This is a genomic window from Treponema rectale, assembly GCF_014202035.1.
Classification (GTDB): domain Bacteria; phylum Spirochaetota; class Spirochaetia; order Treponematales; family Treponemataceae; genus Treponema_D; species Treponema_D rectale.
The window spans coordinates 197,349-209,697 of sequence record NZ_JACHFR010000001.1 but is presented as its reverse complement, the minus strand read 5'-3'; the positions used below and the strand labels follow the sequence as shown (position 1 = coordinate 209,697).

Genomic DNA, 12,349 nt, shown 5'->3' with positions numbered 1-12,349 from the left:
TTTTCAGGAGATGAATAATGCCTTATCCATTCAAAAACATAGAACCTAAATGGCAAAAATACTGGGATGAACACAAAACATTCAAAACAACAGAAAATGCTGATGTTCCTAAAGAAAAAAGACGTTACGTACTCGATATGTTCCCTTACCCGAGCGGAGCCGGACTTCATGTAGGTCATCCGGAAGGATATACTGCAACTGACATCTGGTGCCGCTACCTGCGCATGAACGGATATAACGTCCTTCATCCGATGGGATATGACGCATTCGGTCTTCCGGCAGAAAACTATGCCATCAAGACAGGAACTCATCCTGCGACCACAACCAATGCAAACATTGAACACTTTACACAGCAGATAAAAGCTCTTGGATTCAGCTATGACTGGGATAGGGAAATCCGTACATGTACTCCTGACTATTACAAATGGACTCAGTGGATTTTCCTTCAGCTCTATAAGAAGGGACTTGCCTATGAAGCTGAAACTCCTATCAACTGGTGTCCGAGCTGTCTTACAGGTCTCGCAAATGAAGAAGTAAAGGAAGGTCACTGCGACCGCTGCGGTGCACAGGTAACACATAAAACAATCCGCCAGTGGATTTTAAAAATCACGGCTTATGCAGAACGCCTTATTGAAGACCTTGACGGACTTGACTGGCCGGAAAGCGTTAAACTCATGCAGAAAAACTGGATCGGAAAATCAGAAGGTGCTGAAGTAAACTTTACAGTTGCAGACAAAGACGGAAAAGCTACAGACACAACCCTTACAGTTTATACAACAAGATGTGATACCCTGTTCGGTGCAACCTATATGGTTGTTTCTCCTGAACACCCGATGATTGAAAAACTCACCACACCAGAACAGGCAGATGCAGTAAAAGCTTACCGTGAGCAGGCAGCAAAAAAATCTGATCTTGAACGCACTGACCTTGCAAAAGACAAGACCGGCGTTTTCTCAGGAAGCTATGCCATCAATCCTGTAAACGGAAAACTTATTCCTATCTGGGTTGCAGACTACGTACTCATTTCTTACGGAACCGGTGCAATCATGGCGGTTCCTGCCCATGATACCCGTGACTGGGAATTTGCTAAAAAATTCAATCTTCCTATAATCGAAGTTCTTAAATCAGAAGTTGACGTTCAGACTCAGGCCTGGACGGAAGACGGCATTCACGTAAACTCAGAATTCCTTGACGGGCTTAACAAAAAAGACGCCATTGCAAAAATGCTTGAATTCCTTGCAGAAAAAGGAATCGGTAAAAAAGCAGTAAATTACAAACTCAGGGACTGGGTATTCAGCCGTCAGAGATACTGGGGTGAACCAATTCCTCTGGTACACTGTCCTGACTGTGGAACAGTTCCTGTACCGGAAGAAGAACTTCCTCTTGAACTGCCGAATGTAAAAACCTACCAGCCGACAGGAACAGGAGAATCTCCTCTTGCAGGAATTGATTCCTGGGTAAACTGCAAGTGTCCTAAATGCGGTAAGGATGCAAAGCGGGAAACCAACACAATGCCTCAGTGGGCAGGAAGCTGCTGGTATTACCTGCGTTATATTGATCCTTCAAACGAAAAAACTTTCTGTGACAAGGCAAAAGAATCTTACTGGATGCCGGTAGACCTTTATGTTGGAGGTGCAGAACATGCCGTTCTTCATCTTCTTTATGCAAGATTCTGGCACAAAGTTCTTTACGATCTTGGAGTAGTTTCTACAAAAGAACCTTTCCAGCGCCTTATCAACCAGGGAATGATTACTTCATTTGCATTCCAGAGAAAATCAAAGTCTCTTGTTGCCGTAGATGCAGTTGAAGAAAGAGACGGTAAGTATTACGCAAAGGATGACGGGGAAGAACTTGAACGGGTAATTGCAAAAATGTCCAAGTCCCTTAAAAACGTTGTCAATCCAGATGAAATGATTCAGAACTACGGGGCAGACAGCGTACGTATGTATGAAATGTTCATGGGTCCGCTTACAGTTTCTAAACCATGGAACACACAGGGACTTATCGGAATCAACCGCTTCCTTGATAAGGTATGGAGCATTTCTGAAAAGCCGCTTACGGATATTGATATAACCGGAAAAATTGAAGACAAGGCTCTTGCAGCCCTCCGCAAAACTTATGCAAAAACAGTTGCTAAAGTTACCAGAGACACAGAAAATCTTGACTTCAACACAGCTATAAGCCAGATGATGATTTTCATAAACGAATGCTCTAAATTTGATTCCCTTCCTAAGGCAATGTGGGAAGGCTTTGTACTTATGCTTTCTCCTTATGCTCCTCACCTTGGTGAAGAACTCTGGGAAAAACTTGGACACAAAGAATCAAATGCCTATGCAAAATGGCCTGTATTCAGTGAAGAATTCTGTAAGGAAGATTCTAAGGAAATCGTCGTAATGATTAACGGAAAGCTCAGGGACAAATTCTCTGCTGCTCCGGGAACAGACGATGAAACCCTTAAGAAAATGGCTTCTGAAACTGAAGGCTATAAAAAGTTTACAGAAGGCAAGACTATTGCAAAAGTAATTGTCGTTAAAGACAAACTCGTAAACATCGTAGCAAAATAAACCGGTAAAAAAACGGGGATGACCAATAAGTACGAGTCATTGCCGTGCTCGACACGGCAATCTCTTGTATTTAGGGTTTAATACAAAACCTAAAAACGGCTGTGTCAAGGCTTTAAGCGAAGCGTGCCTTGACCAGACGTATTCTAATTAAATAGATTTTCGGGTCGCGCCCGAAAATGACACTTATAAAAAGTTGTTGACAGCCCAAAAATGACATTTTTTGAACTTTTTAGACATCCCCGTTTTTTTTATCTTTAATTATCTTTATTTTCCTGATTTTAAGGCTTCGTATTCTTCTTTTGAAATAATAACTATGTCAGACTTTTTAGGTTTTCTTCCGCAGCATTTTTCTTCAATACAGAAACCGGCTGCTTCACATTTTGGAAGAAAATAATTATCAGCTATAAACTTCCATTCTTCAGAATATTCAGACAGAACTTTTTTTAATTCAGCTGACAGCGCCCTGATTTCTTTATATGCTCTGGTACAAAGCCTCATCTCCATAAAATGAATGAGAGCACGAAGATTTATTTTTAAAACGATTTTTGTATCCATTCCCAGAGGAAGGAGATTTGCAGCATCTTCTTTTGATACTCCGCTTTCTATAAGTGAAGAATAACTTTCTGCAATAGAAGACATGCATTCTTTGTATGTTGCTTTCTGTTTCTCAGATTCTACTGTAGCCGGTACGTAATACTTAAAGTCTTCCATGTTAACGTAGCGGGTACTTTCCTGAAGGCGGGTCGTTCCGATTATATGGGTATAAAGTTCACGGATACATCTTGCAGAATATCCTGAAATAACAAGTTCTGCACCAGCATATTCCATTACTCTTCCATGACCGGAATTAATGCAGCTTACTGCACGCTTTCTGTTTTTTTCCGGATTATCAACCGGACTGTTCCAGCAGATTCCGGCAACCATACCAATATGTTCAAGTGGATTTTTTTCCGTAATATTTAAAACTTCAATCATTAGGAAAGTATACAGCAAAGGAGTTTTTTTGTCAGCGAAGTTTCTTCCATGAAAGGGGATGTCCAATAAGTTTACTTCCTGGTGTCATTCCGAACTTCATCCTAGTGTAGATGCTGAATCAAGTTCAGCATGACGATACTTTTTGGACATCCCCTTTTCTTAAACGCACACGCCTTATTTATTTTTTTGAAGGTCCTTTTCCTGCAGGAGGCTTACCTGGTCTGCCAGGCTTTTTTCCTTCTTCTGCCTTTGGTTCTTCAAAAGTCATTTCAATTCCGATGATTTTTCCTCCGTCTTTAAGATTGATGACTTTATTTCCGAGAGCCTTATTTTCTTCTGCATTCTTATTGTAAAACAGCGTATAACCGTTGGATTTTATGTTTGAAAAATCTGCAGCTTCATCAGAAAGAATGTTTACATAAGAATTATCTGTAAGTTCAACCACAGCTTTTTTTGAAATGTTTAAATTTACCTTACCGGCTTTTTCTGAATTAATGGAACCTTTAAATTCTGTTCCGGCATTAAAATTCAAATCTGCCTTACTGATTGAATCAACGATAATTTTACCTGAGAGTTTCTGGTTTTCAGAATTAAATTCCAGAGTACCACCGTTTGCACCTTTTCTTCCCCAGCCCCTTTCTGAATTATTTTTAGAAACCTGAAGAAGAAGTTCTGTCGGATTTACGATATCCGTATTTCTTAAATTTACTTTTGCCGAGGTATTAGTTACATAGAAGAATGCTCCGTCAGAATTACTTATCAGTCTTGAGTTTTCACTTGTAAAGACAGAAGTTCCCTGACCTGCATCGCCGCTCATACTCTGATAAAGCATTACGGCACAGCCTGTTTCCCTGCGGGATTTTGTTCCTCCAGAAATTTCTGAATCCTGAATCAAGATTGAATTTTTACCTTCAATAACTGCAATCTCTGATCCTGTTGATTTACCAGTCAGATTGCGCACGCTTATGTTTCCAGTTGAATAAATTACAGGTGAACCTTCACCGGCAGTCTCTGCAGTTCCATTGTCCACTTTAACGGTACCTTCTCCCCTGTCTGTGGCAAAAGCCGCACAGTGAGCACCCTTTGTAGAAATCTTAACATTTTTTGCTTCAATGGTACCGCCGTATGTAGCATCAAGTCCACGGGAAGAATTATTTTCCGTTACGATTTCTATTCCGTCAATTTTTATAAGAGACTTTTCTCCTGTAGAAAAAACTGCGTTTGAACCGTCGGCATTTGTTTTTATCTTTACATTTTTTAACTCAAGAGATGAGCCGCCTTTTGAAACAACCGCTGCATTCAGACCGTAAAAATTACTCTTGCCCCCGTTAGAAGTATCTCCGCTTTTCTTTATAAGTTCTGAATCTGTCAAAGAGGCACTTATTCCATCTGAAGCAAGTACAACACTTTCATCCTTTGACTTTGAAGCTAGCTTTACTTTTGAAATATTTTCTTTATCAGCGAGTAACTTGACTGCGTTAAGTTCAGGTTCTTTTTCATCTGCAACTGTTCCAAACCCGTCAGGTCTCTTTCCTTTTCCAGGCTTGAAGTTTTCATCCATTTCAGCTCCATCAGGAGGTGGCGGCGGAAATTCATTTTCGGAACTTTCCTGAGCTGTTAAAACAAAAAGTGAAGTACTCAGCATGCAGAATGCTGTCATAATAAAAAACTTAGTTTTTTTCATTTTAAACTCCTATAAAAAAAATAAGCAGCTGTCCAATAAGTATGAGTCATTGCCGTGCTCGACACCCTGTCATTGCCGCACTTGATGCGGCAATCTCATGCAGGGGGATTTTCGGGTCGAGCCCGAAAATGACACTTTTTGAACTTATTGGTCATCTGCTTAAAATCATAAGAGCCTAATTTAAATCAAAACTTAAATTACGTGATAATAAATTGTAATAACAATAAAAATTATGTTTTTAAAATTAAAGGAGCAGTCATTAGAGCTTACCCCGGCCGGATGCTGCTCCCGTAATTTAAATCATTACTGGTATACGCGCACGTAATCAACGTACATATGCCATGGAAGTGCGTTAAATGCAGAAGCGTTATAAATTCCCGTAAACTGTCCGCCCATTGCAAAATTCAAAAGAAGATAGAAGGGCTTGTTAAACGCATCAAGTCCGGGACCTGCAGAAGAGCCGATTGCAATTTCCATAACCTGAGTATTATCAACGAAGAATTTTATAAGAGTGCTGGTCCATTCAATCGAATATGTATGCCACTGGCTTACATCAAGGTTTGAAATATTATTATACCAGTTGTTATTGGTTGTAAGTCCATACCAGGCATGATTATATCCGCTGGAAGTATCCGAACCGTTTCCATTCCAGTGACAGGTCTCATAAACAAAACCGTCGTAGTTTGCATGTTCCATAATGTCGATTTCTCCGCAGTAAGGCCAGGATCCGTTTCCGAGCATCCAGAATGCAGGCCATGCGCCTGTTCCCTGACTGCACTTAAGGCGTGCTTCTATGCGTCCATACTGAAACTGTTTTTTTCCGGCACTCTTAAGACGAGCTGAAGTAAGATCTGCCCTGGCTTCTATATCAAGAACACCATTTGCTACTTTTACGTTATTGCCTGCAGTATAAGTTTCAAGTTCGCTGTTACCCCATCCGCCGGCACCTGTATCATATACCCAGTTTTCACTTTTTAATGAATTGCCTTCAAATTCATCACTCCATACAAGTGTGTCAAAATTATTATCATAGGCAACATAAGAAAATCCATTTCCCCCGACACTATTTCCGTCAGTAGCTCCTTCCATTATGTAGCCTGAATTTGAAGAACCTGAACCAGATCCGTCGGAACCTGTTCCGCTAGAAACTGAACCTGTAGAAGAAACAATCCATCTCTGGGCATTAGTTCCGTTCCATTCCCACTGCTGAACATTTGCACCATTATCAAGAGAACCTCCTGATACATCAAGAGCAAGATTTGAATTTCTGTTTAAAAATCTGTATGTACCGTCATCAAGTTTTTCAATTTTCCACTGCTGATTAGCCTGTCTGTTATATCCGTACTGCTGAACGTTTCCACCGTTATTAACAGACCAGTCATTTACATCAAGAACAAATCCCGAATAAATATTTGAAACCGAATAATATCCGTCACCTGTACTTTCTATCTTCCACTGCTGATTTGACTGATTACTGCCCAAATCCCACTGAATAATATTTGTTCCCTGATCTTTGGACCAGCCGTCATTGTCAAGAGATTTTCCGCTACCCTTGTTAACGATTGTATATACTCCACCAGAAGTTATGTCTGAAGATGCAGCTCCACCTGAAGAAGAATCATTGCCATAAATTATAGAAGCCCATGATGTTGAAGAAGCAAGAATTCCCTGCGGAACACATTTTTCAGTGCCGTCATTGATTAAAACACAAATATAGATTTTTGCTCCGTTTACAAAAGTTCCGTGACTGAGAGTATAGGTATATTTTCCATTAGAATAATTCATGTCGCAGTTTGCAAGAACGATGCCCGCACCGTTTCCTTCCGACACAAAAAGCCGTGCATAATAAAGGGGGTTCGAAGTATAAGAAACAGTCAGCGAACCATTACTCATACCTGAAACTTCTACAGTTCCATTTTCTCCAGAAAGAGCAGATCGGCTGATTACAGTGTCCGACGCTCCCTCTACCCTGAATGAATCAGAACATGCAGTAACTGAAACCAGTGATGCAAAGCCGGCACATAAAGCCAGCAGTTTTACAGATAACTTCATAAAATACTTCCTCCTTTTTGAAATACATTCTGTCATAAATATTTTCCGACAGAATTTTTCAAAAAAAAAGTAAGTCATAATTCAGAAAAGGAGTCTTATTTATGGTAATTTTTTTTCGGTATGACCAATCATTCAATTTTAACAAAAAAGCCTGGAGAAGCAATGTAATCATCAGCTGTTGTCTCAACTGCACTGTCTGCACTGCTTCCTCCGAGGAGGGTCAAACCGTCTCCAACAATAAGTGAACCCTGATTAGAAGCGCCTTTACCGCCTCCAATACCGGCACCGCCATTTCCACCAGAAGCTACAACCGTACCGCCATAGATACTTACACTACCGCCGTCTCCACCGGTAGAACCAGAACTTCCTCCACCACCTATACCTGCTGCACCGGCATCAGAACCACCGCCGCCTGTTGCTGTAACTGATCCGCCGTAAATAGTAACGTTTCCGCCTTTTCCGTCGAAGCCGCCGCCGATACCGGCACCCCAGTCTTCACTGCAGGAAGCATTAACAGTACCGTCATAAATTATAACAGTTCCGCCGTCATTTCGACCTCCGATACCGGCAGCTCCGTCACCACCAGAAGCAGTAACGCTTCCGCCAAAAATAGTAAATGAACCTGTAACTATTTCGTCCTCTTGCCCGGCAGTTCCAATACCTGCACAATTACTTCCGCTTGTAGCCGTAATTGTACCGCCATGAACTATTATACTGCCGCTGCCTGCTGCATCTAAATTAGAATCCATGTCAGACCAGATACCGCCAATAGCAGCTCCGGAATTTTCACCATACTCATCATAATCAGAAAAACCTGATGCAATAAGCTTTCCGGAATCTTCACTCTGTCCGTAAACAGTAAAGGTATTTCCACTGCTGACAGTAATTCCTTTTGAAGCTGTAAGGGTTGCTCCGTCACACAAAATAAGATTTACAGAACCGCTTACTGTAATACGTTCAGAGATTTCTATATCTGAATCAACAAGATACCAGCCGTTGTCCCAGCCTGTTAAATCAGATGTAATGACAGTAAATCCTGAAGCAGATTTCAAAGTACGGGAAACATAATTTCCATCAAAGGTTCCCTCCATATATCCAGTTGCCTTCACAAGCTTAGCTTCAGAATCAAGAGTCCAGACATAATTAATACCTGATGGCTGCCTGATTTTAAAACATGATGTCTCAGGTTCAAGTGTTGCAGAAGAATCATCACTAAGCATGACAAGCTGACGATTTTCAGTATAACTTTCGGGAGTAACAAGCGCGCTGAAACTGCCGTCAAGAGATTTTGTTAAATAAATTCTTGAGTAATATGAATCAGTAGTTCCGCCTAAATAAATATCATTGGACAAATCATCAGCTTCAGGAATTTCAAAACTGCCGCCTAAATAAAGAGCATTTGGACCGCCGGAGGATTTTCCTGCAATGCAAAGTGCACCGCCGCAACCGTCGGCTTTATTACTGCTGATTATACCGCCGTCAATTTCCAGATTGCAGGAAGTATTTCCAAGATAATAAACCCCACCACCATTTCTGCTGGTTGCATTAAAAGCTATTGTTCCTGAAGAAATTTTTACTTGACCCATGGAACAGATTGCTCCGCCTCCGTCTGTCTGTGAAGAAAGAGTATCTGCATAGTTATAATAAATTCCTCCGGACAATTTACTTTCTGAATAACTACTTCCGTCATCATCAGGAACATAGCCTAAATACAATTCAGAAATCTGACTGTTTGCACTATTATATTCACAATATATACCACCGCCTTCACGGGCATAATTTCCATTATTTTCTGAATCAGCAGAAGAAGTTGCGTCTTTATTTCCGATTACGGCACTACCGCACATAAACATCTTTCCGCCGTTAAAAACTCCTCCTCCATAACCATGGAAAGATGAAGAGGAAGTATTAGTACAGATGGCTTTATTCTGATTAATCGTACCGCCGCTCATTACAAACATTGAAGAAGAAGCTTCATTATAAACACCGGCTCCGGCAACATCACTTGAAGAAGTAGAAATATTATTAAGAATATTGCCTCCACTCATTTTTAAAGTTGCCCCAGCCGCATTATAAATTCCAGCTCCGGAAGTTTTTGCATTCCATTCAATATTTCCGCTGTCAAAATAAACATAACTGTTACTGGAATTATAAATTCCTCCGCCGCCATTCTTATAAATACCGCCGGTAAGTTCTTCTTTTACTAGAGTTTCTCCATCATCTTCAAATCCGCTATAACCAAGATACAGGCTTGCAGAAATATCTGCTGCAGAATCATTGCTTCCATTGTAAATACCTCCGCCACTTCCTGAATAGTTAGCATTTTCTCCGCTGGTAATAAGGGAAGTAGATGAAGAATCTTTTGCAGAAGCAGATGCATTTCTGTCTCCGATTACGGCAGAACCATACATAAACAAAGTTCCTTCATTTCTGACAGTTCCAAAACCGCTCTGATAATAATTTTGAGTAATAAGAACCCCGTTACCGAGTTTTACAGTTGCTCCCTGACAGACTTTTACAGCTGAACCGTCTGCAGCAGCCCCCCTCATGATTTTTAAATCTTCAATCGTAACTGGAATATCTGTATCTATTATAAGTGCATTTCCGTTTGTGGTTCCATTTGTTGACGCACTGATTCCCCTGTCAATTGCATCTTGAGGTGTTAAGGTTGCATCACAGCCGTTAGCTCCTGAGAGAATAATTTCTACAGCTTCTCCGGTTTCTGAGATTTTCTGCTGAACTCCTGTTAAAACTCCATCAACTTTAAGATTATATATCGCTTTTTTATTCATAGTTGAAACAGCATAAGTAATAGAAGCAAAAGGAAGTTCCTGACTTCCAGTACCGGTTTCGTCACTACCTGTTGCGGAAATATAAATTGTAATTGTTTCTACAGTATCAGAATTTCCATTTGGATCAGTAACTTTTTTTAATTTAAGAGGAATCTGATTTTCTCCAGGCTTTACAATAAAAGAGTCAGTTTTTCCGGAATAAAGAATCTTTTTTTCTTCATCTACAATGCGGTATGCCTCTGCTTCTGCGTAAATCTCAGAATCGACTGGAACCTGCATAAACCGGGCCTGAGCCCCTTCCATAACAGGAATCGTCTGACTTTCTTCATAATCCCCTTTAAGACTTATGTCAAAAAACATTCCGGCCATTTCTTCAGGAGATAAAGTCCTGGCAGAAGAATTAATTTTAGATACAAGTTTACTGTCAAGTTTGAAAACTACAGAAGCTGTTTTTTCTTCCTTCAAAGAACAGCCGGCAGAAAAAAATGAAAGAATGAATAATACGGATAACGGAAAAATTAATTTCTTCATATTTACTCCTTTTAAATAAAAGATCAGAGCAAAAAAAAACAAAATTACGACACCATATATTATTCTATACTGGGATTTCCAGATTTCAATCATATTAAAAAAAAATCCGCAGTTCCGTACTTTTACATACGGTACTGCGGATTAAAGGCTTCAGTAAAAAAACTTATTTTGAAACAGTCGGTACTATTTCATTACCTGATGCATCAAAGAAAGCTATGTTCTTAATGTACCAGGTACCCTGCTGAGAAATACCTTCATTCGCAATAAGCCAGACTAAAGAATAATGAGTGCCTGACAATGAAATTTCATCAGTTTCATATTCTTCATATTCATCAGTCAAAGTAAATAATTTTCCACCACTCTTATCACATCCACTTACATACAGTTTCAAACCATCTACAGAACCTTTTGCGGAAAAAGTGATTTTTTTAACATTTTCAACATTGTATTTCTGACCAGTTTTTTCATCATTCAAAGAAGAATCTGTACAAACAGCAATACCCCAATATTTCGAAGTATCTAACGGAGTAATAGAAAGATCTTCCTTAGAATTAACAGTAGTAACACTAGATCCCGTATCCCAAACCTGATAATCAAACTTATCTGCAAACATATGGAACGGAACAGCACCGCCTGCTCCGCCTGATGAAGAAACATAACTCTTTACATTTGTTCCGTCATCAACGATTGCATCCTTACAGCTCATAACTCCAAAGGCAGAAAATGCAAGAATGCTGACAGCTAAAGCTTTTAAAATTCTTTTCATGATTATTCCTCCACCTTAAAATCATTTAGCCTTATAGACGCGTACATAGTCAACGTCATATTCAGCACGTTTCATATCACTGTTGATTGAGCCACCAAGAGTTCCACCCATGGCAAGGTTCAGAATGATATAGAAGTTCTGATCATAAGGATACTTAGCCCAGTTGTTGCTTCCAGGATTTGCATAAACTGTACCGAGAGACTTTCCGTCATAGTAAGCTTCTACAGTTCCGCTTGTCCATAAAAGACCGTAGGTATGCCATTCATAAGGATCATCAAAAAACTTTCCGCCCAGTGACATGTAGTCATCTGTTGCGTCAGTCTTTGATGTTGCATGATGAATGGTTGCATAAGTTTTTTCTCCTGAGGTAGAAGGAGAATATTCCATTATGTCAAGTTCTCCTGAGCGCGGCCATACTCCGTATTCACCGCCAGTACCGAGAGAATTTCCGTCTTCATCAACTGCATCTTCCGGCATCATCCAGAAAGCAGGCCATACACCGTTATTTTCAATTACGTTACCGCCAGTAGACTTATCATAAGCAACAGGCATTCTGAGACGGGCTTCTACATAACCATACTTAAAATTAAATTTTGTAGAAGTATCAAGTCTTGCACTTACCCAGCTTGCTCCTGAACCTGTAGCTGTAAGGCGGAGAACCTTTCCATCTGTAGCATCATCATCATCAACAATAGAAGTCTTTCCTTTTGCATAAGACTGAACTTCATTGTTTACTGTACCTTTAGCCCAGACAACTTCATTCCAGTTATCAGTATCAAGACTGTTCCCGTCAAATTCATCTGCCCATACAAGTTCATATTTGCTTAAATCCAGTTCTTCATCTTCTTCCGGAAGGAAGCAGCAGGAAGTTATTACAGCACTTGCAGCAAGAACTGCAGCAGCCGTTGTACCAAGGATTTTATATTTTCTTTTCATAATTCCTCCGAATGTCTCTTTCAGTTTCCGGAGACGAAGTATAAAAACT

7 protein-coding genes are annotated in these 12,349 nt (G+C 40.1%); 1 reads left to right on the top strand and 6 read right to left on the bottom strand.

Annotated elements, in window-relative coordinates:
• Window positions 1-17 precede the first annotated feature (17 nt).
• Entirely contained in the window at window positions 18-2,564 is a 2,547-nt protein-coding gene (gene leuS / locus HNP77_RS00840) for a leucine--tRNA ligase (RefSeq protein WP_184651269.1), read from the top strand.
• Window positions 2,565-2,828: 264 nt separating this feature from the next.
• Here leuS and thyX read toward each other — a convergent pair whose 3' ends face one another.
• The 6 genes from thyX to HNP77_RS00810 form a co-directional block, all read right to left on the bottom strand.
• On the bottom strand, window positions 2,829-3,539 hold the full coding sequence (gene thyX / locus HNP77_RS00835) for an FAD-dependent thymidylate synthase (RefSeq protein ID WP_184651268.1): 711 nt from the start codon (window positions 3,537-3,539) through the stop codon (window positions 2,829-2,831).
• 178 nt (window positions 3,540-3,717) lie between these two features.
• Window positions 3,718-5,223 carry a hypothetical protein gene (locus tag HNP77_RS00830; protein ID WP_184651267.1) on the bottom strand — a complete coding sequence of 502 codons (1,506 nt, stop codon included), beginning with the start codon at window positions 5,221-5,223 and terminating at the stop codon, window positions 3,718-3,720.
• Between the two features lie 303 nt (window positions 5,224-5,526).
• Window positions 5,527-7,275, bottom strand: a complete 1,749-nt coding sequence (locus HNP77_RS00825; protein WP_184651266.1) for an RICIN domain-containing protein — start codon at window positions 7,273-7,275, stop codon at window positions 5,527-5,529.
• A 128-nt stretch (window positions 7,276-7,403) separates the two neighbouring features.
• Window positions 7,404-10,598 (bottom strand): hypothetical protein, encoded by a 3,195-nt coding sequence (locus tag HNP77_RS12420; RefSeq protein ID WP_184651265.1) that lies wholly within the window; start codon window positions 10,596-10,598, stop codon window positions 7,404-7,406.
• 163 nt (window positions 10,599-10,761) lie between these two features.
• Window positions 10,762-11,364 (bottom strand): hypothetical protein, encoded by a 603-nt coding sequence (locus HNP77_RS00815; protein WP_184651264.1) that lies wholly within the window; start codon window positions 11,362-11,364, stop codon window positions 10,762-10,764.
• 21 nt (window positions 11,365-11,385) lie between these two features.
• On the bottom strand, window positions 11,386-12,300 hold the full coding sequence (locus HNP77_RS00810; RefSeq protein WP_184651263.1) for a glycoside hydrolase family 16 protein: 915 nt from the start codon (window positions 12,298-12,300) through the stop codon (window positions 11,386-11,388).
• Window positions 12,301-12,349: the final 49 nt, after the last annotated feature.

What these genes read in the sequence shown, in the direction of transcription:
- thyX (WP_184651268.1), bottom strand. Translation starts at nt 3,539, where the DNA reads ATGATTGAAGTTTTAAATATTACGGAAAAAAATCCACTTGAACATATT.
- HNP77_RS00825 (WP_184651266.1), bottom strand. Translation starts at nt 7,275, where the DNA reads ATGAAGTTATCTGTAAAACTGCTGGCTTTATGTGCCGGCTTTGCATCA.
- HNP77_RS12420 (WP_184651265.1), bottom strand. Translation starts at nt 10,598, where the DNA reads ATGAAGAAATTAATTTTTCCGTTATCCGTATTATTCATTCTTTCATTT.
- leuS (WP_184651269.1), top strand. Translation starts at nt 18, where the DNA reads ATGCCTTATCCATTCAAAAACATAGAACCTAAATGGCAAAAATACTGG.
- HNP77_RS00815 (WP_184651264.1), bottom strand. Translation starts at nt 11,364, where the DNA reads ATGAAAAGAATTTTAAAAGCTTTAGCTGTCAGCATTCTTGCATTTTCT.
- HNP77_RS00810 (WP_184651263.1), bottom strand. Translation starts at nt 12,300, where the DNA reads ATGAAAAGAAAATATAAAATCCTTGGTACAACGGCTGCTGCAGTTCTT.
- HNP77_RS00830 (WP_184651267.1), bottom strand. Translation starts at nt 5,223, where the DNA reads ATGAAAAAAACTAAGTTTTTTATTATGACAGCATTCTGCATGCTGAGT.